General features: G+C 36.1%; 25 protein-coding genes. 9 read left to right on the top strand and 16 right to left on the bottom strand.

The features are described from left to right. Positions 1-62: 62 nt before the first annotated feature. From hppD to BR72_RS09735, 4 genes are all read right to left on the bottom strand, one after another. A complete protein-coding gene (hppD, locus tag BR72_RS09755) occupies positions 63-1181 on the bottom strand; it encodes a 4-hydroxyphenylpyruvate dioxygenase (protein ID WP_035432465.1) in 1119 nt (372 codons plus the stop codon). A 472-nt stretch (positions 1182-1653) separates the two neighbouring features. Continuing rightward, positions 1654-1764 (bottom strand): DUF3948 family protein, encoded by a 111-nt coding sequence (locus BR72_RS09745; protein ID WP_081904850.1) that lies wholly within the window; start codon positions 1762-1764, stop codon positions 1654-1656. 90 nt (positions 1765-1854) lie between these two features. Next, positions 1855-1965, bottom strand: a complete 111-nt coding sequence (locus BR72_RS09740) for a DUF3948 family protein (RefSeq protein WP_090999245.1) — start codon at positions 1963-1965, stop codon at positions 1855-1857. A 51-nt stretch (positions 1966-2016) separates the two neighbouring features. Continuing rightward, positions 2017-2127, bottom strand: coding sequence for a DUF3948 family protein (locus BR72_RS09735; protein WP_035432457.1), 111 nt, complete (start codon positions 2125-2127; stop codon positions 2017-2019). Positions 2128-2491: 364 nt separating this feature from the next. On the opposite strand from BR72_RS09735, the gene BR72_RS09730 reads away from it, so the two are divergent. The 3 genes from BR72_RS09730 to BR72_RS09720 all read left to right on the top strand — a co-directional run bounded on the left by BR72_RS09730 (position 2492) and on the right by BR72_RS09720 (position 6154). Beyond that, positions 2492-3361 carry a Cof-type HAD-IIB family hydrolase gene (locus tag BR72_RS09730; RefSeq protein WP_035432454.1) on the top strand — a complete coding sequence of 290 codons (870 nt, stop codon included), beginning with the start codon at positions 2492-2494 and terminating at the stop codon, positions 3359-3361. A gap of 417 nt (positions 3362-3778) precedes the next feature. Next, complete coding sequence (locus BR72_RS09725) at positions 3779-5650, top strand: LTA synthase family protein (RefSeq protein ID WP_035432452.1); 1872 nt, start codon at positions 3779-3781, stop codon at positions 5648-5650. Positions 5651-5953: 303 nt separating this feature from the next. Then, positions 5954-6154 (top strand): hypothetical protein, encoded by a 201-nt coding sequence (locus BR72_RS09720; RefSeq protein WP_035432450.1) that lies wholly within the window; start codon positions 5954-5956, stop codon positions 6152-6154. 17 nt (positions 6155-6171) lie between these two features. Here the strand turns inward: BR72_RS09720 and BR72_RS09715 are convergent, their stop codons facing one another. The 7 genes from BR72_RS09715 to BR72_RS27450 all read right to left on the bottom strand — a co-directional run bounded on the left by BR72_RS09715 (position 6172) and on the right by BR72_RS27450 (position 14054). Beyond that, the gene (locus BR72_RS09715) at positions 6172-7317 is read right to left on the bottom strand and encodes an ABC transporter permease (RefSeq protein ID WP_035432448.1); all 1146 of its coding nucleotides are present in this window, start codon (positions 7315-7317) and stop codon (positions 6172-6174) included. Between the two features lie 12 nt (positions 7318-7329). After that, complete coding sequence (locus tag BR72_RS09710) at positions 7330-8526, bottom strand: ABC transporter permease (protein ID WP_035432447.1); 1197 nt, start codon at positions 8524-8526, stop codon at positions 7330-7332. 12 nt (positions 8527-8538) lie between these two features. Then, complete coding sequence (locus BR72_RS09705; protein WP_035432446.1) at positions 8539-9471, bottom strand: ABC transporter ATP-binding protein; 933 nt, start codon at positions 9469-9471, stop codon at positions 8539-8541. 138 nt (positions 9472-9609) lie between these two features. After that, positions 9610-10269 carry a response regulator gene (locus BR72_RS09700; protein WP_035432444.1) on the bottom strand — a complete coding sequence of 220 codons (660 nt, stop codon included), beginning with the start codon at positions 10267-10269 and terminating at the stop codon, positions 9610-9612. Continuing rightward, a complete protein-coding gene (locus tag BR72_RS09695) occupies positions 10266-11456 on the bottom strand; it encodes a sensor histidine kinase (RefSeq protein ID WP_035432441.1) in 1191 nt (396 codons plus the stop codon). Before BR72_RS09695 ends, BR72_RS09700 begins: the two co-directional genes overlap by 4 nt. A gap of 471 nt (positions 11457-11927) precedes the next feature. Next, entirely contained in the window at positions 11928-13787 is a 1860-nt protein-coding gene (gene abc-f / locus BR72_RS09685; protein WP_035432437.1) for a ribosomal protection-like ABC-F family protein, read from the bottom strand. A gap of 132 nt (positions 13788-13919) precedes the next feature. After that, complete coding sequence (locus BR72_RS27450; RefSeq protein WP_090917231.1) at positions 13920-14054, bottom strand: RAxF-45 family protein; 135 nt, start codon at positions 14052-14054, stop codon at positions 13920-13922. 430 nt (positions 14055-14484) lie between these two features. Here BR72_RS27450 and BR72_RS09680 point away from each other — a divergent pair, with 430 nt between their 5' ends. Then, positions 14485-15246: a DUF4931 domain-containing protein gene (locus BR72_RS09680; protein WP_035432435.1), complete on the top strand. Its 762-nt coding sequence runs from the start codon at positions 14485-14487 to the stop codon at positions 15244-15246. Between the two features lie 18 nt (positions 15247-15264). On the opposite strand, the gene BR72_RS09675 is transcribed toward BR72_RS09680, so the two are convergent. After that, on the bottom strand, positions 15265-15798 hold the full coding sequence (locus BR72_RS09675; RefSeq protein ID WP_035432433.1) for a transglycosylase SLT domain-containing protein: 534 nt from the start codon (positions 15796-15798) through the stop codon (positions 15265-15267). 858 nt (positions 15799-16656) lie between these two features. After that, positions 16657-17013, bottom strand: a complete 357-nt coding sequence (locus tag BR72_RS09665) for a YxeA family protein (RefSeq protein WP_035432609.1) — start codon at positions 17011-17013, stop codon at positions 16657-16659. Between the two features lie 188 nt (positions 17014-17201). Here BR72_RS09665 and BR72_RS26365 point away from each other — a divergent pair, with 188 nt between their 5' ends. Further along, positions 17202-17306 (top strand): DUF3948 family protein, encoded by a 105-nt coding sequence (locus tag BR72_RS26365; RefSeq protein ID WP_090999269.1) that lies wholly within the window; start codon positions 17202-17204, stop codon positions 17304-17306. Between the two features lie 78 nt (positions 17307-17384). On the opposite strand, the gene BR72_RS09660 is transcribed toward BR72_RS26365, so the two are convergent. Continuing rightward, positions 17385-17993 carry a lysophospholipid acyltransferase family protein gene (locus BR72_RS09660; RefSeq protein WP_035432428.1) on the bottom strand — a complete coding sequence of 203 codons (609 nt, stop codon included), beginning with the start codon at positions 17991-17993 and terminating at the stop codon, positions 17385-17387. A gap of 461 nt (positions 17994-18454) precedes the next feature. Between BR72_RS09660 and BR72_RS26360 the strand changes: the two genes are divergently transcribed. Next, entirely contained in the window at positions 18455-18556 is a 102-nt protein-coding gene (locus BR72_RS26360) for a DUF3948 family protein (RefSeq protein WP_090999273.1), read from the top strand. A gap of 58 nt (positions 18557-18614) precedes the next feature. On the opposite strand, the gene BR72_RS09655 is transcribed toward BR72_RS26360, so the two are convergent. Beyond that, on the bottom strand, positions 18615-19544 hold the full coding sequence (locus BR72_RS09655; protein WP_035432423.1) for a substrate-binding domain-containing protein: 930 nt from the start codon (positions 19542-19544) through the stop codon (positions 18615-18617). A 165-nt stretch (positions 19545-19709) separates the two neighbouring features. Here BR72_RS09655 and modA point away from each other — a divergent pair, with 165 nt between their 5' ends. From modA to BR72_RS09640, 3 genes are all read left to right on the top strand, one after another. Beyond that, the gene (gene modA, locus BR72_RS09650; RefSeq protein WP_035432421.1) at positions 19710-20510 is read left to right on the top strand and encodes a molybdate ABC transporter substrate-binding protein; all 801 of its coding nucleotides are present in this window, start codon (positions 19710-19712) and stop codon (positions 20508-20510) included. An 8-nt stretch (positions 20511-20518) separates the two neighbouring features. Beyond that, a complete protein-coding gene (gene modB / locus BR72_RS09645) occupies positions 20519-21193 on the top strand; it encodes a molybdate ABC transporter permease subunit (RefSeq protein WP_035432420.1) in 675 nt (224 codons plus the stop codon). Positions 21194-21293: 100 nt separating this feature from the next. Beyond that, the gene (locus tag BR72_RS09640) at positions 21294-21782 is read left to right on the top strand and encodes an NUDIX hydrolase (RefSeq protein WP_035432417.1); all 489 of its coding nucleotides are present in this window, start codon (positions 21294-21296) and stop codon (positions 21780-21782) included. 23 nt (positions 21783-21805) lie between these two features. Here BR72_RS09640 and BR72_RS09635 read toward each other — a convergent pair whose 3' ends face one another. Beyond that, positions 21806-22348 carry a GNAT family N-acetyltransferase gene (locus BR72_RS09635; protein WP_081904848.1) on the bottom strand — a complete coding sequence of 181 codons (543 nt, stop codon included), beginning with the start codon at positions 22346-22348 and terminating at the stop codon, positions 21806-21808. Positions 22349-22862 lie beyond the last annotated feature (514 nt).

Raw genomic sequence — 22862 nt, 5'->3', positions numbered from 1 at the left:
CGGGAGGAAGGAGCATCTCTCCTAACCATTACCCCGCTCTAACAGGCAGTAAAATTTTCATTTTACAGATTTCCGCGACGCGCCTGTTCTCTTTCAATCGATTCGAATAACGCTTTAAAATTACCTTCTCCAAATCCCCTTGATCCTTTACGCTGAATAATCTCAATAAATAAAGTTGGACGATCCACAATTGGCTTCGTGAAAATTTGTAATAAGTACCCTTCATCATCACGATCCACAAGAATTTTTAGGTCTTTTAATTTTTCAATCTCTTCATCAATTTGACCAACACGTGCTGTCAACTCTTCATAATACGTATCTGGCGTATCTAAAAATTCGACGCCATTTGTACGCAGCGCAGAAACAGTTTTTACAATATCATTCGTTAATAATGCAAGATGTTGTACACCTGCTCCGTTATAGAACTCTAAATACTCCTGAATTTGTGATTTTCTTTTTCCATCTGCCGGTTCATTAATTGGAAACTTAATACGGCTTCCATTTGTCATTACTTTCGACATTAATGCAGAATACTCCGTACTAATATCATCATCGTCAAAATGAATCATTTGTTTAAAGCCCATTACATTTTCGTAATAACTTACCCATTCTTCCATTTTTTCTACGTTTCCAACAACATGATCAACAGCAACTAAACCTGTTTCTTCCACCGGAACAGTAGATGTAAATGGTTCATATCCTGGCATAAACGCACCCTTATAATTCTTTCTTTCTACAAGTGTATGAATCGTATCACCGTATGTGCCAATGACCGCTTTTTTTAGAGTTCCATGTTCATCAGATAGCTCTTCTGGCGGGGCAATCGCAACTGCTCCACGCTTTACAGCTTCTGTATATGCTTTCTCTACATCTTCTACTAGAAGTGCTACATCTTTTACTCCATCACCGTGCTGTTTTACAAATTCAGCAATACGGCTATTTGTATTCAAAGCACCTGACACAACAAAACGCATATTTTTCTGTACAAGTACGTAAGATACTTTATCTCGATTTCCTGTTTCTAAACCAGAATATGCAGCTATGCTAAATCCAAATGCTCTTGCAAGGTAATAACTCGTTTGTTTTGCATTACCAACATAAAATTCTAAATGGTCAACATCACGTACTGGAAAAAAATCCTCCATTTGTGCCGCTAAATCTTCCATGGACTTTTGTTTCATAACTTCCTCATCCCCCTGCAATATAATTTTCTAATTTCTTCTCCCAAAACGAAAACGCTTCCAATTACGAGTAAAAAAACAAACCGCACCGCAATTTGTTTTTGTCAATTTTAAATCTTCTGTCTTTTCCGTCAAATACCTTCCTTTTTCTCACATAGAAAATTCGACTTTTTTCTATCCATCCCATACGAAGTAACATTTCCCCCACTATATAAACCCATCTTGCTTTTTCATCGTCTAAGTCACTGATATGTAAAACAAAGCATGACCCGTACTCGCTTTCTCCCTTTGTTTTAAACATTGCGTGCAGCAGAAAAAGGAACTTACCGCCTCTATGCATGTCCAAATGTGCTCATCCTCCTAAGAAAGTTTTATGTCGTTTTTTATTTGCTCTGACATAATAGTACAACAAAAAAAGACTTCGTTTTCCGAAGTCCCTCTTTTCTCTCACGTCCAAAATTATCTACTTAAATTATACTAACGCACTTGATAGAAACATAATTAATGTTGTTAAAGCCATTGCTACTCCTGCTGATCCTAATAAATCCACTTTTGTTAATTGTAATACTTCTTTGTTTTCCATTATCCTCATTCTCCTTTTAATAGATTTCTATATGTAACTTGCACTTTGTAATAGTTTTCCGCTCTACTTCCTATACAAAATTGCTTTAAATTATACTAACGCACTTGCAAGAAATACGATGAATGCTGTTAATACCGCTGCTGCTCCCGCTGATCCTAATAAGTCCGTTTTTGTTAGTTGTAATACTTCTTTGTTTTCCATTGTTTTCATTCTCCTTTTATAAGATGTATATATTCCGCTCGTTTTTTACAATTAAACTAAAACACTTGATAAAAATACGATTAGTGCCGTTAATGTTGCCGCCGCTCCTACTGATCCTAGTAAATCCATTTTTGTTAGTTGTAATACTTCTCTATTTTCCATTGTTCTCATTCTCCTTTTTTTATAAGTATTTATATGTAATTAAAATTTATGTCATCCCTAAGAAATAGTTTGTTCAAATTTTTTAAATTAACGTTACATTTAAGTAACAACTGTAACGTTTGTAACATTAATGTAACATAACTATTTTATTTAAGCAATAGCTCTATGAATTTATTACAATTTTTTTTTTAGGAATCTTTAATACTATTATTGCTTTCTAATATATATGTAATAGTAGCGACATATAAGTCGCTACTATGCGCAGCCAGATGGCCTCGTCCACCTTTTAAAAAGAAAGAAGGCCTTTATGTCGGTGTTTTAACTTGCGTATATATAGTATGATGGAAACAAAGAGGTGAGCACTTTGAAATTAATCGCACTTGATATGGATGGCACACTGTTATCATCCAATCTAGAAATCTCCAATGAAAACTTGGAAGCAATCCGAAATGCTGAAGAAGCAGGGCACATCGTTATGATTTGTTCTGGTAGAGCCAAAGAAGATATTTTAAAACTACTTGAGCAATATCAATTATCCCTTCCACTAGGTGCTAGTAATGGGGCAGTAGTATACGCTGATGGAAAGGTCATTCACTCACGTACTTTAAAGAAAGAAAAAGTATATGAAATTGCCAAGCAACTCGAAGCGGAGAAGTTTCCGTATAAACTCTATACAAACAAAGGTGTGTATGCACCGTATAATTGGAAAGAACAAGTTACAAAGTCTTTTCAACTAAATGAAGAGTCTCTTGACATTACAATTGAAGAAATTGAACGAATTACCGAAAAGCAACTAAAGGCTAACTTAATTACAACATTCCAAAGTATTGAAGATGTAATATCCGATTCAACTATTGAAATTTCAAAATTCTTCATCCTTACATTCAATAAAGATAATCGTACACAATTGCTACAATCATTAGAAAAAGATGACGCAGTGATGGTGACTGCATCTGCTCCAACAAACTTAGAAATTATGGACAAACACGGCCATAAAGGCACCGGATTACAGGAGATGGCAAAATATTTTCATATCCCTTTACAAGATACAATTGCCATTGGGGATAATTTTAATGATGTACCAATGCTAGAGGTAGCAGGTTTATCGATTGCAATGGGAAATGCAGAAGCTGCCGTAAAAAATTTATGTGATGTTGTTACGTTGACAAATAATGAAAACGGCGTTGCTTATGCAATTGAGCGGTATGTATTAGAAACAACCCTACAAAAATAAGCCAAGTACGATAGGCTATTCAGCAAAGATAATTACTTTATTCTCTGACGGGAAGGTATTTTTTCTTTTCACACTGGAGGATAAAACAACTCGAATTTTATAAAGTGAAACTTTAATCAGTGGGGGATTCATCCCCCACTGATTATTAGTTGAACCAATCGGGCTTTTACGGACAGTTATCCCCACCTATCTTCTTCGATTCTCTCTCAATCTTGAGGTGGGGGTCTTACTGCCCACGAATAGCGGGATAAATCCTTATCTTTTAACAAAAATTGGACAGGGAATGTACTCCCTGTCCAATTTTTGTCTTCTAGAGAACAATCCTTGTTTCATGCTAAAATAAAAATAACTTATAAATGACACAGCCCACTATCATTCTTCATTACAACTGTGTGTATACAAAAGGGGATTTTCTACATGTTGACATTATATTCTCAGACAAAAAACTTTATATTGTCAAAACTTGACTTCATTATTTTTACCGTTTTCCTTTTATGGAAACTAAACTTATTTTACAGCGTATTTTTGGCTGAACCACAAGAAATTACAATACGCATTACTTTCTTTGAAATCGTACTCGTTCTTCCAATTATTCATTTATTTTCGAAAAAATGGCGGATTATTTCTATAATTACACTAGATTTTCTGTTTAGTCTATTATTGCTATCTAACGCCATTTATTATCGCTACTTTCATGATTTACTCTCTATCAGCTTAATTAAACAATTTGGGCAAGTATCTGATTTAACGGACAGTATTTGGACATTGATTGAAGGAAAAGATATTATTTATTTCCTCGATATCTTCCTATTGATTTTCGTCTATGTCATTATGATTCGAAAAGACTTATTCCAATACTCTAAAAGTATTATCGTTCACGCAATTGTATTCCTCGTAATTGCACTGCTTGTCTTATTTCCGCTACGAGAGAAGTACACATACGTGAAAGAATCAAACATTACAACGGCTCGCTTTTCGAATTCGTGGGTTGCAGATCATCTAGGGATTATAAATTACCACGTTTTCGATATTTATAAATATATAAATACCATGATTTTAAAAGAAGATGTCTCTAAAGAAGAAATAAACAATATAAACACATGGTTTCACGAACAAAATAAAGAAATTGTAAAAGGAGTACAGTTTGGAAAAGCAAAAGGACAAAATGTAATTCTCATTCAAGCTGAATCTTTGCAAAACTTTGTTATCGATTTAACTGTCAATGGACAAGAAATTACTCCAAACTTAAATCGCTTTAAAAGGGAGAGTACTTACTTCCCAAATTTCTTTGATCAGACCGACCAAGGAAGAACGTCAGATGGTGAATTTACATCATTAGTTTCCATGCATCCATCTCGATTTAATGGGAGTATTTACTTTAACTTCGCTGATAATACATTCGAAGGATTACCATTTATTTTAGATGAACACGGTTACGCTACACTTTCAGCCCATGGATATGAAGGCGGATTTTGGAATCGAGCGTTTATGCATCGTAACTTAGGATTCCAACAATCTATGTTTGCAAAAGATCTTCAACCTGGGGAACAAATTGGCTGGGGTATATCAGATATGGATTTTCTAAATCAAATGGGGGATCAATTACCAAAGTTGAAACAACCTTTCTTTAGTTTCTTAATTACATTAACAAATCACCATCCATTTGAAATACCGCCTCAGCATAGGGAGTTACAACTAGGCGACCTAGAAAATACATTAATGGGGAACTACCTTCATTCCGTTCACTATATTGATCAAACATTAGGTGTTTTTATTAAAAAACTGAAAGAAACAGGTTTATATGATTCTTCTATTCTTGCCATTTACGGAGACCATGATGCTGGATTACCTCCAGAAGAACTAGATAAGATTAAATTACAACAAAAATTCGATCGTCAATATGATAAAGTTCCTTTCCTTGTTCATAGTGTGAAATTAAATAAGCAACAAGGTAAAATTGATGAACGAGCAAGCGGTCATTTAGATATTACACCAACGATTCTATACTTATTAGGTATTGAACAAAATGATAAATATTTCTTAGGACAACCTTTATTTGATCAAAACGTTGAAAATCATTACGTCCCATTTCGAGATGGCTCGTTTGCAAAAGGTGATTATATCTTTTTAAATAAACACGGATCATTTGACAAAGGCGAAGTATGGAACTTCAAAACTGGAGACAAAGTAAAGGCATTGTCAGAAAAAGATTTCGAAAAAGCAAATAAAAGATTAATAACTTCCGATTTATTTTTGGAAGGGAATTTAATTACGAAATTAAAAAAATAAAAGATTTTAAAATAACAAGTACTCTTTTCATTTTGGAAAGAGTGCTTGTTATTTTATATGCGATGACACGCTACATATATAAATCCACATTGCAAAACATTTTCTTTTAGGTAAGAGATATCGTGCGTGCATGGAGGTGGGTCCTGAGAGGGCAAAGGCGTGAATGCGGCACTTTTTATCCTTCTTAACAGCAACTTACATATTACAACATTTACATTACGCGAAAATTCTCTTCAAAAACCATTCTATTAATTACTAGACATGCATACGATAATAACAGATTCTTAATAAAGGGGAGAAAACATGGACAAGTTATTCCTACACGTCTTGAACTATATTTGTTTAATGCTCGTCATATTAGGAGCATTACTCTTATTCCCGTTCTTCCCGACGTTCGTCCTCTTTTTAATGTGTATCTTCATGTTCGGGATTGCGATTATCATTTCATTTAGGTCAACGGGAGAACAAGAAAAAGAAAGCAGAATGCAGCGTGCAAAGCTGTAAATTCTGCTTTCTTTTTTTCAATCATAACGTATTCTTGTTAAACCGATAACAAAGAAGATACCAGCAAATAAAAGTAGCACTCTAATATATCCTGCTATATCTGCCAGTGCTCCTCCTCTCGCAATTAATTCTGTAAAACCGCGCATTGCCCATGTTTGCGGGACAAAGTTTGCAATCTTTTGCATAAACTCCGGTTCTATTTCAATTGGCCAATACAGTCCGCTAATCATACAAGTTGAAATAATGACGATATTTCCTAATGCCGATTGTTGCTCTGTCGTTTTCACCACACTCGCTAACAATAAAGCTAGCCCAATAACAGCAAGTAATAACACCGAAACAAGCACAATAATTCCTAACATATCTCCCCACTGTACATCAAATAATAGATTCGTTAATATCATGAGTGCTCCAAATTGAAGCCAACCAATTAGGAAGAATGAGAGAATATATCCAGCTAGTACTTGCACTCTTGTAACAGGTGTTTCCAACAAGCGATGCCACACTCCCATTTGCCTTGCTTTTAAAATCGTTCCTGTGCTACTCAGCATAACAATCATTACAAATAAAATTGAAAATCCTGCCGCTCTAGCTGATACACCATTAATTGTTTTCTTTCCTGTTACAATAGATTCTTTTTGAATATGAACAGGTTCTGCTTTCGTATGGATAGTTTCGTACATTGTTTCCCAAGACTTTCCGCTATTTTGGCTCCATACATTCGCTCCTTTTACTTCCACTTCCATTTTCTTTAGTGTATTTTGTAACACGTGCTCTACAGAAGCACCGCCTGTAAAATCAGCACTAGATTGAAATAGAACTTTATCACCTTTTCCATCTAACATTTGCTTTTGAAAGTCTTTCCCGATTGTTACAATACCAGAGGCTTTTTTATTTTCAATTTTCTTCTTTGCCTCTTCATATGATCCTTTTTCCACACTCACAAGATCGCTATGCGTTAATGATTCATAATAATACGCCGACAATTTGGATTGATCTTCATCAACCAAAATAATTTTCACTTTGTCATTACCACTTCCACCTAGAAGTCCACCAAAAATTAATGTGAAAAGAATCGGCATACCTAACATAAGAAAATAACTTTGCGGCTTCATTAATATTTGCTTTAACTCTAGTGAACAAATCGCCCAAATTTTTTTCACTGCTCTCTCCCCCTATCTAGTCCGTAACCGTAATGTTCCAATGATAACGGAAAGGATGCCAGCACTAGATAAACTCAAAATAATTGGTAATAGCGTATTCCAAGACGTTCCTGACATAATATCTAGAAAACTCGTAAGCGCCCATTTATTTGGGGCAATATTAGCAAGTTTTTGCAACGTACTAGGGAATGCATAAATTGGTAACATAGAACCGCCTAATACCGCTAACAGTTGAATACCAATCCCGCCCATAACATCTGCTGTTCTTTCATCTCGAATAAAGGCGGCGATCAGCATCGATAATCCCGACACACAAATCGCATAGGAAACTCCCACTGCAATAAGCTGTGCAATGTCATCCCCCCAATTCACACCGAATGCATAATGGGTTGCAATGACAAATACGCCAAATTGAATACACGCAAATAGTAACGTTCCAAAAAATTTCCCTAATAAGACAGAATAAGCACTTGTCGGTGTCGTTAATAACCTTGCTAACGTTTCTGTTCGCCGTTCTCCTATAATTGATTTTGCACCAACTGTTACGTTATATAGAAGAAACATCACCAACATCGCTGCCGCATAGTATTGCATAGCCACAACCGTTTTCTTACCAATTGTGCCTGTTTGAATTCCAGTTTCATGTGAAGTTGCAATAGATTGTAAGTCTGTTCCCATATTCTTTGCTACTTCTTGCACATTCCCTTGTTGAGATTGCGCCAGGTCCGTTACTACGCTCTTTGTCGCAAAAGCTACCGTTTGCACTCGTTCAGCAAAAGATTGAATGAATGAATCTGCAATTTTTGCTTGTATGTCTTTCGCAGGATCCGTAAGCAGTTCAACTTTTTTAAATTTCCCTTCTTGTATATGTTCACTCCACTGCTTCGGAATGATAATCCCAGCGTCAATCTTCTTCTCCTTCAACATCTTTTCTAAATCGGTTCGCGACGAAACTTTCTCGACTTTCACATCATCTTTTATTTCTTTTGCCTCCAATACGTCTGTTCGAAACATAGTAGCAAACGTATCTTCATCTTCCTGATAGTAGCCAATTACTGTTTTCGGTAATCCGCCTTCATCTATAACCGCACTTAAAGCTGACCCTAAAATAGCTGTTAATAAAAGCGGCATAAGTAACATCATCATGAAACCACGCCGATCCGTAAAGCGTATCTTAAAATCTTTCCATGCGATAATAAAACTTTTCATATTCTCTCCTCCTTAATCACGAAGTGAACGACCAGTTAGTTGTAAAAAGAGTGCTTCTAAATTCGGTTCTTGTACTTCAAGCTTTGCAATTTGCACACGATTTCCAACAACTTCTGAAACGACCATACCAACTGCATCACTATGTGTTAGAGCAATATCAATCGTATTCGAATCCTCATCCCCTACAATACGCTCTACAACAGGAAGTGCTTGTAATTTCTGCAATAATTGTTGTTCGTAATGATTAACCTGTAGCTTCACCATGAAACCATCTGCAAGACGATTACATAGTTCACTCTTCGTTCCAAGCGCAATGACCTTTCCATGATCTACAATCGCAATGCGCTCACATAAATATTCGACTTCCTCCATGTAATGACTCGTATAAATAACTGTCATTCCCTTTTCATTTAACTTTTTCACTGTTTCTAAAATATGATTTCGTGATTGCGGGTCAATTCCAACTGTCGGTTCATCCATAATTAATAGTTCAGGTTCATGCATAAGTGCCACGCCGATATTTACACGGCGCTTCATACCGCCTGAAAATGTTTCAATTTTATCTTTCGCGCGTTCTTCTAGACCAACATACGCTAGCACTTCATCCGCACGTTTCTTTGCTGCCGCTCCGCTAAGTCCATACATTTTTCCCCAGAAAATTAAATTCTCTTTCGCCGAAAGTGTCGGATATAAAGCAATATCTTGCGGAACAACACCAATTTTTTGTTTCGTCTCCATCGGATGCTCTTTCACAGACTTTCCACCAACACGTATATCCCCGCTATCATATGGAAAGAGCCCACAAATCATTGAAATTGTTGTTGATTTCCCTGCACCATTTGGACCAAGCAGTCCAAATGTTTCCCCTTTCTCAATCGAAAATGATACGCCCCTCACGACTTCTTTTTTCCCGAAAGACTTTGTAATATGATCTACGACTAACATGTCGATTCAACCCCTTTAATGTAATCTCACTATGATTGTAAAAAAAAACCTTCATCTTTCCATCGCTCTTTAGATAGAAAATGCATAACAAAAAAGCAGCATCATCTGCTGCTTTTTCATACTTATCTATGCCAAAAGTCATATGTAAGCTGTCACACCGTACCGCACAGCAAAAATAGCTGCTTGCGTTCGGTCACGAAGCTCCAATTTACTAATAATATTGGAGACGTGATTTTTTACCGTTCCTTCCGTAATAAATAATCTCTCCGCGATTTCTTTATTATTTAATCCATATCCTAATTCCCGCAACACTTCTATTTCTCGCTCTGTTAACTGTCCGATTTGTTCTGGAACACACTGCTCAGCAACATAATCTTTCGTTTTCTTCAATTCTTTCACAATTTGAGCGGTAATATCTTGCGGGAGTACAACGCCTCCAGCATGCACAGTCAAGATCGCTTGCACAATTGTATCTGTCGCCATATCTTTTAATAAATAGCCGCTTGCCCCTTGTTCAAGCGCTTCAAAAATAAGTTCACTATCATTAAACGTTGTCAACATAAGTACTTTTATATGAGGAAATCGCTCCCTTATTAAACGCGTTCCCTCCACACCGTTTGTACGAGGCATCCGAATATCCATTAAAATGATTTCAGGTTGAAGCCGCTTTGCATTTTGCACAGCTTCTTCTCCATCGCTTGCAGTTCCAACCACTTCAAGTTCTGGGCGTAAATTTAATAACATCGCTAATCCATCACGAACTAGCGACTGATCGTCAACAATCATAATTCGAATCATACCGCGCCCCCTATCACCCACGTCTTTTCCCTTAGTGGGAACTCCACGTTTAGTTGAAATCCTTTATCTTTTTCACTTTCAAACCGAATCATTCCCCCGCGTTCTTCTACGCGCTCCTTCATATTGATTAGTCCAAAACCAGGATGTACTTCATTTACGCCTGTTCCATCATCAGAAATAGAAATATGCACCTTTCCATCTAAACAAGACAGTTTCATTTCACATGTACCTGCCTTACCATGACGCTTTGCATTTGTTAACGATTCCTGCATAATACGCAATATAGTGGGGTGTAATGATAACGGAATAATGACTGGATCACCGTTCAGTTTAAATGTCGTTCTCACATTTGTTGCATTCGAAAATTCATTTAACATTTGCCTAATATTACTGACTAAGTCTCCTGTATTTTCTTCTTTCAAAGTTCGCACAGAGGCCCTCACCTCTTGCAACGATTTTTTCGCTAACTCATGACATGTTTGCAGAACCGTTCCAGTTTGATCTGATTTCTGTTTCAATAATTCCTCAGCAAGCTGTAATTGAACAAGTAATGCCGTCATATTATGACCTACCGTATCATGAATTTCACGTGCAATATCATTTCGCTCTTTCACTGCCGTTAATTCTTCCACTTCTTTTGCATATAGCTGCAATTGCTCATGTGCCTCCTGAAGTGCTTCATGTGATGAAGTTAGCTTTTCATACTGTTCATCTACCGTTTGGCGAGCTGATGTTAGTTTTTTAATTAACCCACCAGTAAGAGCACTAAATACAACGAACATAAACGAAATAATATTGCCCCAAATTTCAAACGCTCCAAAATATTGATATGAATATATTAAAATAGCAAACCAACAGATAAAGAAAAATCCTATAAAAAAACGGGCTATCATTTTCGATTGAATATTAATAAATAAAGTTACCGCATCTACACCGAACAAAATTAAATACAAATCTACTTTTGGAAATAAGAATCCAAATATAGCTGTTACAATCCCATTCGATAACAATATAAAAAATATTCGTCGCTCTCCGCTACGAGGCATCATAAGCAAACAATGATTCACAACATAAATCAGACAAGCAGCGCCAACAAATAATTGTAAGCCTAGTTTCCCATGTGGAATATGCAAAGCATACACAATACAAATGAGAACAATCGTAAGTAGCCGGGCATATCCTAGCATAAAGTTTCCCCCCGTATTCAAACAAAATATACAGACTCCATATTCCTCCCCATCCGAATCATCAAACCATCTTTCTTAAAAAACAGGAATGTCATACTGAAATTCCAATATATAGAAACTGTAAGTGTTTTATGCTACAGTGGAATTGTGGTTAATATGTAAAGGAGAATGGTACCTTATGAATCTAAAACTTAAAAGACCTTTAATTTTTTTGATTCCCCTATATATTATTCTCGTTTTATTTGATTATAACAATTATAATCAATTCAAATGGATCGAGAATATTATACAGTCATTATTTATAGTCGTATTTTATGAATTTTTCATGTGGTTATTTTCTACAAAAAAAGAATCAACATCTAAAAATTAAGCGGGTCACGTGTAGTACAACAACAAAGCGATGACTTAAATGAATTTATATATAAGATACATACACAATTTAAAAAGCTGGTATCCACCAGCTTTTTAATTCTACATATCTATATCATTCTCTAAATCCTCATATAATTTTGTTCTTAACAATTCTTTTCGCTCTTTTTCATTATGCAGCCTCTCTAACTCTGCAATATTTTTCGTTTTAGCCATTTTGCAGTCTAGTTCGTATATACTTTGCTCCACATTCATAACATGCTCTTCCAGATCGATAATCTCCTTATTTATAGGCTTCGGCACAGGTGGTGCTTTTTCCTTTTTCACAACGCTTCGTTGTTCTTTCTCTCTTTTTTCTTGCCACTTTTCACGTGCAAAGGCATAATTCCCAGTAAATCCATACGCTGTTTGATTATCAATCCAATACGTTTTAGGGAACAACTTATTTAGAAAATAACGATCATGAGAAACCGCTAAAATTGTGCCATTATACTGTTCAAGCGCTTCTTCCAATACTTCTCTTGATTCAATATCAAGGTGATTTGTCGGTTCATCGAGTACAAGAAAATTAATATCTTGATACATAAGCTGCGCTAACCGCAAACGCATTCGTTCGCCCCCGCTTAATTGATTCACCTTTTTAAATACAGCCATGCCGTAGAATAGAAAGCGAGCAAGTATATGACGTGCTTCTCCTTCTGTTACTGCTACCTGTTCCCTGAACATTTCTAATACCGTTTGTTTACTGTCCACATTCACATGTTGAGACAAATAGCCGAGTTTTACTCCGCTACCAATGCGAATTTCACCTATATCTGGATTCATTTCTTGTAATAATAATTTCAATAGCGTTGTCTTTCCTGTACCGTTCCGTCCAACAACCGCAACGCGCTCTTGAAAACGAACATGTAATTCTACATTTTGAAATAAAACACGTTCATCAAAACTCTTTCCTACTTCTTTCATGACCACAACGTCTTTACCGCTGCGTTCTTGTCCTTCAAACTGAAGCCCCATTTGCTTATGCTCTAAAACTGGTTTCTTCAATTTCTCCATTCGCTCTAGAGCACGTTCCATATTGCGGGCACGTTTATGCAATCCCTCGTTTGGCGGATTCGCTTGATTGGCCCACTCTCTAAGCCTTTTAATGGCTTCTTTCATTTTCTTTATTTTCTTTTGCTGCTCTTGATACGCTTGAAACTCTTGCAACAATCTTTCTTCTTTCTCCTTTACAAACCGCGAATAGTTCGTATGGTATACATATAATTCTCCATCTTCTAAATCAAAAATCTTCGTTACGACTTCATCCAAGAAATAACGATCATGTGAAATCACAACGACTGTCCCGTCATATTCCTTTAAAAATTGCTCAAGCCATTCCACTGCGAATAAATCTAAATGGTTTGTCGGTTCATCTAGAAGCAATAAGTCCGGCTTTTTAAGGAGCATATATGCAAGACTCACTTTCGTCTGTTCACCGCCGCTTAGCTCCCTAAAATTGCGTGAAAATAATTCTGTCACTTGCAGTCCATTAGCCACTTTCATAATATTTGCTTCTATTTCATAACCGCCTAGGAACGAAAATTGCTCCTGTATTTCTCCGTACTCCGCCATCATTTTTTCCGTAACATTTACCGCCATCTTCTGTTCAAGTTCACGCATCTTTCTTTCTAATGCTTGCTCTTTCGCAAACGCAGAACATAATACATCATACACAGTCATTCCTTCAGTAAACTTCGGAATTTGGGCAACATGACCAATACGCGTCCCTTTCTTCATGTGGATCGCACCGCCATCCACATTTTCAATTCCCGTTAATAGTTGAAAAATTGTTGTTTTCCCACTACCGTTTCGACCAACTAGCCCAATGCGTTCACCTGTCTTTATTTCAAATGATATATTTTCAAATATGAAATTTCCACCAAACGTCTTCGCTATATTGTTTACACTACAAATCATCATTTTTTCCGTACTCCTTTCAACGTAAAAAAGCCATGAGTAAAGAACCTTACCCACGGCTTTCATTTCAAAATAGAAAAGGGAACCACCATAGTTCCCTTTTCACACGTTTCTATAAAATGGGTGAAGAGACCTCTATCGTTCAATAGTTATTATGAAATTGCTAAAAAAGGGCATACGTATCCCGTTAGCAACTACACGATGAAAAATCGCACGACAAATGTAGATAAAATCTAAAAATTGCGTGCGCATAACTATAGAACGATTCATCTCTTTCACCTCTTTCGTACGGAATTTTATACTTACCTTTTCATTATACTCTCCTAAAACACGTTTGGATAGTCATTTTTCTGAAAATAATGTAAATAGACACATTCATATATAAAAGGCAGCTGTGGTTCAAAATCATAAGGAGGAATAGAACGTGCTGGATATTGTAAAAACCGTTATTCACATTTTAGTTGATGCAAAACCAATCATTGATGAAATTAACAATTTATAAAAAGATAACGAAAACAATAAAGACGAGATATCCTAAATTAGGAAGAGTATCTCGTCTTTGTTTTGCTCTATCACAAATTGCTGCTGGAAATTTTTATAATATGTCTATCTTTCCCTAATTCTACTATAAAGGATTTAAAATGACTTTTCACGAATATGTATTAGTTGGAGTATGACAAATAGGGGGAGAAATATAAAGATGCAACAACAGCTATACTTTTCAAATCAGATTGGACAACAAAAACCAAACAGTATGCAAAATAAAGAAACAGCTTGCCCATTTTGCGATCAAACACAACTAAGCGACATTTTAGAAACAGATGAAACAATTATTTGGCTAAAAAATAAATATCCAACATTACAAAACACATTACAAACAGTCATTATCGAAACTGATAACTGTCATGATCATATTGCAACCTATACACAAGAGCATATGCGAAAGCTTATCCGATTTTCAGTTGGGCACTGGTTATCATTAGAAGAAAGCGGAAAATTCCAATCTGTTATTTTATATAAAAACCACGGACCTCTATCAGGAGGAACAATCCACCATGCCCATATGCAAATTATTGGTATGGAACAAGTCGACTATCGACAAAATGTAAGAACCGAACATTTCAAAGGAATCGTTGTAAGCAAAGAACATGGAATTGAACTAAATATTTCTACTCATCCAATTATCGGTTTCGTAGAGTTTAACATTATAATAGAAAATAAAAATCAAATGGATCTAATGGCCGATTATATTCAAAAAACTATACGCTACGTATTACAAGACTTTCATAAACGATGTAATAGTTATAACATGTTCTTTTATAGCTTAAATGGAAACATTATATGTAAAGTCGTTCCTCGCTTTGTCGTTTCACCACTATACGTCGGCTATAAAATCCCTCAAGTTTCTATGCAATTACAAGCAGTAAAAGCGCAGTTAGCGACATATTTTACAGAAAAATAGAGTAGGTCATCACAGGACCTACTCTTTCATAACACCTTTATTTTGATAATATACATTCTCTAGTCCGATATTATATTTCATGTTTTTATCAGTCCACTCTGGCCCGAGAGTACCCGGCCAGCCAGATGTGTTCGCTACATATTTAAGTAACTCAAATTCTGTTAACCCTTTTTCCATACCTCTTTTATATCCTTTTGCCAAATGAGGCATAGCAATTTCAGCATTTCTCCGCGGATCTTTTAACTCCTCATCTGTTAGATTCTCCGGAGCAAGTCCACCACCGCGATGCAATTGAAACAACCCAAACGATGTTCCTTGATCTCCAATAGCTCTCGGATTGAAACGACTCTCATGCTCAGCAATTGTAAGGGGTATCCACTCTGGAAGATTATATTTCTTAGCCTCTTCGCTAATAACTTGTTTCGCCTGTTTTGCTTCTTCTGAATCAACATAACTCATCTGATTTACAGGTTTCCCCACACCTGCTGATTCGCCTCGAAAAAACATATATACTCCTAAAACTACTAAGAATCCTACAAAGAATTTCTTCATGTGTATGCCCTCTTCTTTCGCTGAAATTTGTCCCCTTTCAGCATTACGTATATACAACTGTTTCCTTATCTATCATACCAAGAATATACAGCACCAACATCCTTCTTAAGGCTGATTTTACGATGCAGAGGATACGAAACAACTATAAAAATGTAATATTTTGCTATCAATTATCAAAACGAGTTTCAATGATTGATAGCGACATCCACTTTCATTTTCCGACATAAAGGTCGCTGCTGTGCAGAATAAAATATGACCTACTCTCTTGTTTTAAACTCCGCACACGGCAGGAAAGGGCCCCTATACATGGCCAGATGCTCTCGCCCACCCATAAAAAGAAAGTGGCCTTTATATCACCAACTCGCATTTATATAGTACAAATTTCTAAAATATATATAAAATAAAAAAACAAGAAGGCTCGCCTTCTTGTTTCATCTATATTATTAAACAATAAAGTTTGTGATTATATCAAAAATCCCAATACATACAATCGCAACACCAAAGTAGCTAAACCACTCTACTAACGGAACATTAACTACTTCTTCTTTTTGCATTTCAATCGTCTCCCTTCTATAATCTCCCTAACTTTTATATCTATTTTCATTATGAGAGAAATATGACAAAAGAGCCATTGAATTTGCTTACGTAAACCTTACATTTTTGTAAGGTAGAAAAATAGTCCCATCTCCTTTGAGATGAGACTTACATATAGTTGGTTGTTAATCCTTTTCATCACATTATTACTTCAGACAGAAAGATGTATTTCGTTCTTTCTATTTTTATTATAGGTCATACCCACGATCGCAACTATCGAATTACATTACACATACCTTACAGTATTGTAATATGTCTTTCTTTTTATTGTATTGTTAAAAGTTTCCCTCTCGCATTTAACGGAATATCTTCTTTATCTATTTCAACTAATCTCTCAGCATAACGCCCTTTTGCAATGATTTCTAACGGTTCATTTTGTTTTAACATTTTCTGAATCGTTTTTGTAATCTTCTGTTCCCGTCCGTCTTCATCATATCCAACAAACTCATATTCATACCAGCCATCTCCAATATGTTGACCAATCCCTTTTACAATTGTGTAATACGCTTTCGTTTGATAAAACGGATTATACTTATCAATTACTGGACCAAGCTTTGTTGGTAATAGTAAGACAACGATAACAATACTAGCAAGTGCCCAAAAAAATATACGTCTCCGTATCTTTTCCAATTTGGTTTCCTCCCTTGCATTTTATGCGTAACCTTTCTCTCAGTTTAGAAAAGAAAGGTTACGCATACCATTGAACTGCCTTACACTTCTCTTACAAAAATGTAAGCTTTCTGTAAGCTAATTCGATAGTTGAAATGCCCCCGATTTCGTACAATGAAATCAGATAAGGAGAGATTATAATGGAAAACCAAATTACCTTTAACAAGTTTGATTACGTAGGGCTTGCTGGCGGCGCGACTCTTCTTACAGCATCCATTTATGTTGCCGCAGTAATGCTTATATAATTTTGTGTCCCCTTTCCCCTTATATAGATAAATTTGAAAAGACGACCTTCTATGCCAGGTCGTCTTTTCCTATTATCATTATGCTCTTTTATCCTCTTGCAACGTTTCTTTTAACTGTGTAAACGTCTCATTTAATTTTTCTGTCATCAGTTTCATCACTTCTTTACGATCCATTTGTTCTGACTGCTCTACTTGAATCGGATCACCAAAAATTAATTGCGCTCTTTTTCCACGAAACAATTCTTTTAAACTGTTAGGCCCAACGTATGCAGCCGGAACTAACGGAACATTAGAACGAAAGGCAATTGTAACAGCACCAGCTTTCAATGAAGTAGCCTCAGCAGATCTCGTTCCGCTCGGGAAAATTCCCACAACTTTTCCTTCTTTTAATAACCTAGATGGAATTTTCAGCGTACTTGGTCCTGGATTTTCACGATCAACCGGAAACGCATTTACCCCATTAAAAAACCAATTCCCAAATTTACTTTCAAACAATTCCTTTTTAGCCATATAGTAAATTTTTGTTGGTAACATCCCCGTCGCTAACATGACAACATCCATCCAACTTCTATGAGTACAAGCTACGACATATGCTCCGCTTTGCGGTAATTTTTCTTTTCCATATACCTCCACTTTCCCAAATGTTTTAAATATATATTTCAACACCCTTACAATGAATGTATACATTCGATCTGTTCCCTTCTACAATTTAATTTTTTATAACTGTATTTATATAAATCCAATTTGACTTTCCAACACACAAGTTGCTGCCGTGCTGAACAAAAAATAACCTGCACTTGCTTTCTCTCTTTATTTGAACATTGCCTGTGGCAGAAAAGGATTTTATGCCAGTTTTTTAATTTGATTTATATATTTTCGATTATAACACTAAGTATTAATAGTTGGTAATAAAATTAAGTGACAATTTTTAAAATTTTTTCCTTACAAAACTGTAATGCTACTGTAAGCTAATTCGATAGTTACTCCCTTTCACCTGTCATATACTTAAATCAGAAACAGGGCAGCAAAAAACATCGAAAAGGCACTCACATACTAAACAAAGGTTGTAACTACAAGGCGGTTTGTGTTATCCCCTTTATCGATGCAAAATTGTTGCTACTGCATTACATAAGTAAGGAGAGATCACTATGAACAACATTACTTTTAATAAATTTGATTACATGGGACTTGTAAGCGGCGCCGCTCTTCTTACCGTAGTTATTTACGCGCTTGCACATGTCCTTGTATAACCCCCCTCCCCCTTTATATAGCTAAAAGTGCCGCCTGTAATCTTACAAGCAGCACTTTTTAGTTTGTTTCATACATAATTTGACCCGTTTTACCTATATCATAACCACCAATAGCACGCAATTCATTTTGAAATTCAGGAGACTGTAATACCTTTTTTACTGTTTCAATCAGCTCCATGTTTTCCTCTGTTTTTAAAATTACTAAATCGTAACGTTCTTGTATAAGCGGAACAAAATCTACATTTACAATTTGCGCGACTTTTTCTGTTCCTACTCCTACGTCAGCTTTTCCATTTGCAACTTGAGAAGCAACACCAATATGATTTGATTCTTCCCAATCATATCCACAAATGTCCATTTTTGATATTCCGTTTATACGCAACTGTTCATCGACAAGAACTCGAATACCAGATCCTCTTTCCCTATTTACAAATTGAATGGATGTACCACATAAATCATTCCATGTTTGCACTCGTTTCGGATTTCCTTTTTGCACATAAAAACCTGATGTTCTTGATAATAAATTCATAACAATACAAGGCTGTCCAACTAAAATTCGTTTTACATACGGAATGTTGTATTCCCCCGTATCCCCATCGAACAAATGAAGGCTCACAATGTCTCCTTTTCCTTGATACATCTGAATCAAACTTGTTAAGCTCCCTTGATATGCCCTTAACATATTAGAAACTTTCAAACGGCTCTCTACATGTTTCGTTAACATATCTAAAGACAAATCTTGTCCACTGATAATACAAGAATCAGATTTACTTGGCGGGTTCATTACTTGCATAGATGAAGAAACTACCTGGACTTTTCCTGTTTTCATTTTTGTAATATATTGCTCTAAATCACTAGCATCAACACGCATTTGCCTACCAATTCGATAAGAGGGTAATTCACCTTTTTTAATCAAATCATACACTGTTAATTTTGATACTTTTAACCGTTTCGCTACTTCTTCTGTTGTGTAGGAATGATGATCCATAAGCCGATTCCTCGCTTTCTGCCTTCATTGTAACAAAAATTCCAGTTTTCTTTCTATTTATTTTCACTATCGTGAGAAAAATCACAACATAACTAAATATAACTATTTATAATTAATTATATCTAGTTATAATTAGATTGGGGATAAAAGAAGGGAGAAATGAAAATGAACAAGCACATATTTCGTTTAATTTGCAGTATTTTATTCACACTACTTCTCGTAACAAATGTAGGATGTACAAACACAAATAAACAAGAAAAAACAATTGCTAAAGAAGAAAAGGTTGAACTTACCGTTTCTGCAGCAGCTAGTTTACAAGATGCATTAAAAGAGATTCAAGCACAATATGAAAAGAAAGAATCAAATATAAAGCTCTCATTTAACTTCGATGGTTCTGGCAAGCTTCAACAGCAAATTGAACAAGGAGCTCCTGTTGATTTATTCTTCTCTGCCGCAGAAGATAAATTTCAAACGCTCGTATCGAAAGGACTTATTGATCAAAAAGAAGGAAAAAACCTACTCGGTAATGAGTTAGTATTAGTTGTTCCTAAAGATAGTAATTTAAAAGACTTTCAATCGTTAAAAGATGAGCAAGCAACAAAAATTGCATTAGGTACACCTGAATCTGTTCCAGCTGGAAAATACGCAAAAGAGACGCTTACTCATTTAAATCTTTGGAACGACCTTCAAAGTAAAATTGTATACACAAAAGATGTGCGCCAAGTATTAACATACGTAGAAACAGGAAATGTTAATGCGGGGATTGTTTATAAAACAGACGCCCTTATTTCAAAGAAAGTGAAAATCGCTAACACAGCCCAGGCAAATTCACACGAACCAATCCGCTATCCATTAGGAATTGTAAAAGCAACGAAACATAAAAAAGAGGTAACTGCTTTTTATGAATACTTACAGTCTAAAGACGCTATGGCGATCTTTAAAAAATATGGTTTTACAGCGTTGTAATTGTAACGATGACATTTGATACATTTTGGTCACCTATCATTCTTTCACTAAAAGTTGCTGCACTTTCTACAATCATTGTGATGGTATTTGGAACGATAGTTGGACGTGTTTTAGCTCGGTCCTCGAAGCGCTATAAAATTTTGTTAGAAACCTTTTTTCTATTACCGATGGTACTGCCGCCCACTGTAATTGGATTTTTCCTCATTATTATCTTTGGAAAAAGCAGTCCCCTCGGTCAGTGGATCGAAACTTTGTTTCAACAATCTATTATGTTTACATCTTGGGCTGCTGTGATTGCTTCAACTGTAGTTGCATTTCCGCTTATGTACCAATCAGCAAAAGCGGGGTTTAGCATTGCCAATGAACAAATTGAAGACGGGGCTAGAGACCTTGGAGCAAATGAATTACAAGTGTTCTTACATGTAACATTACCACTCGCACTCCCTTCTCTACTTGGCGGAATGATTTTAAGTTTCGTTCGCGCCCTAGGAGAATTTGGTGCGACGCTTATGTTCGCTGGTAATATTCCTGGTAAAACACAAACGATCCCAACTGCCATTTATATGGCAATTGATGCTAGTAACATGCCACTTGCATGGGCGCTCGTTCTTACAACTGTCGGTATGTCGATTGTTTTTTTATTGCTCATTCAGTTTATAAATAAAAAGGTAACCTCTTTCTAACAGTAGCTTTCGACAAAGCTACTGTTTTTCATATTATTTCCCGCGAAATGAAATGGAATTTAGCTATTTATGTAGAATTATAGAAATAAGGGGGAATTACATGTACAACCAAACACTTTGCTTTATAAGAAAAGATAATGAAATATTAATGCTAAATCGGGAAAAAGCACCGCTGCAAGGATTGTGGAATGGCGTTGGGGGTAAAATGATAGAAACGGAAACGCCAATGGCATGTATTCTACGTGAGATTGAGGAAGAGACAGGACTACATTTAACGGAGAAAGAAGTCACCTATAAAGGAACATTATCATGGACAAGTGACAGTACAAATTTCGATGGATTGTACCTTTTTACCGCTAACCTCCCAGCACATATTTCATATCATACTCCAAAAAAAGTAGCTGAAGGAATTTTAGATTGGAAGCATAGTTCTTGGATTTTATCTAAAGAAAATAGAGGAATAAACGCTTTAACAAAGCATTTTTTACCCACTGTTTTACAAGATGAAAGCATATACGATCATACTTCTGTTTTCGACAATAATCAGCTTGCGCACTACGAACAAAAGATACATGTAAATATGAAATAGCCTCTTTAGCAGAGGCTATTTTGCTATATATTTCGGCAGTACCTGTAATATACAGCCTGTTCTTCTTCCGTACTTCCTAGGTCCTGACGTTCAAATTGTTTTACAAATCCCTTTGCCTCGTAAAAAGGAATTCCTTTTTCATTCCCCTTTGCAACTGACACCCACTGCCCTAAAATCCCTTTTTCTTTTTGAATTTCTGTAAAACAGTCTACTAACAATGTCCCAATGCCTTCTCTTCTTCGATTCGGATCTAAATAGAGGACAAAAATTTCTCCACACTTTTCACCTGTTGTCCCTCCACCAATCGCTCCAACAACCTGCCCGTTTTCAAGTGCAACGTACCAACCATACCAATTTTCGTCATTCGTCAGTACTTCCTTATGAATACGCTCGTAATTATAGTATTCTTCAATGACTCGATCGATATATTCCTGACTATGCAAACCATCATATGTCGCTAACCACCCATCCATACAAACCTGTGCAATCCCTTCGACATGACTTATATCTGCTCTTACTACTTGAATCTGACTTGTTTTCTTCTCTTGTGCTACATAACCTTCCACAACCTCTATCCCCTTTACATTCTATTTTTAGCACTACTACATTAATAGGGATGGATAAAAAACCCAATTGTTATAATTCATTATATCTTCTGAATTCCACATAAACTATTACAATTTTCATATTCATAGAAATATACATTCTATTTGAATTCACTTTCTAGACGAGACAATTTCCTGTTATGATATGAAGGTGCAAAAATGGAGAGAAATAAAAGTACATTCATATAAAATGAAACTTTAATCAGTGGGGGTTTTCTTCATCCCCCACTGATTATTAGCCCTCACCAATCGGGCTTTTACGGGCAGTTTATCTCCCACCTAACTTCTTAAGAAAAGCGGAAGCGGCTCGTTCAGAATCGCAGGACGCCCACGCCCCTGACAGAGAGGCGCTTTTTGCCTCGTCCGAGGGGGCGAAACGGCCGGAGATTCTAGCCGCTAGAGCTGGACAATGCTTTCGCCGAATTTTGAGGTGGGAGTATTACTGCCCACGAATAGCGGGATAAATGATGGCGTT

The sequence above is a fragment of the Bacillus sp. UNC322MFChir4.1 genome (assembly GCF_000746135.1).
GTDB lineage: Bacteria > Bacillota > Bacilli > Bacillales > Bacillaceae_G > Bacillus_A.
Note: the sequence above shows the minus strand (reverse complement) of the source record. Positions and strands in the feature narration are given on the sequence as shown.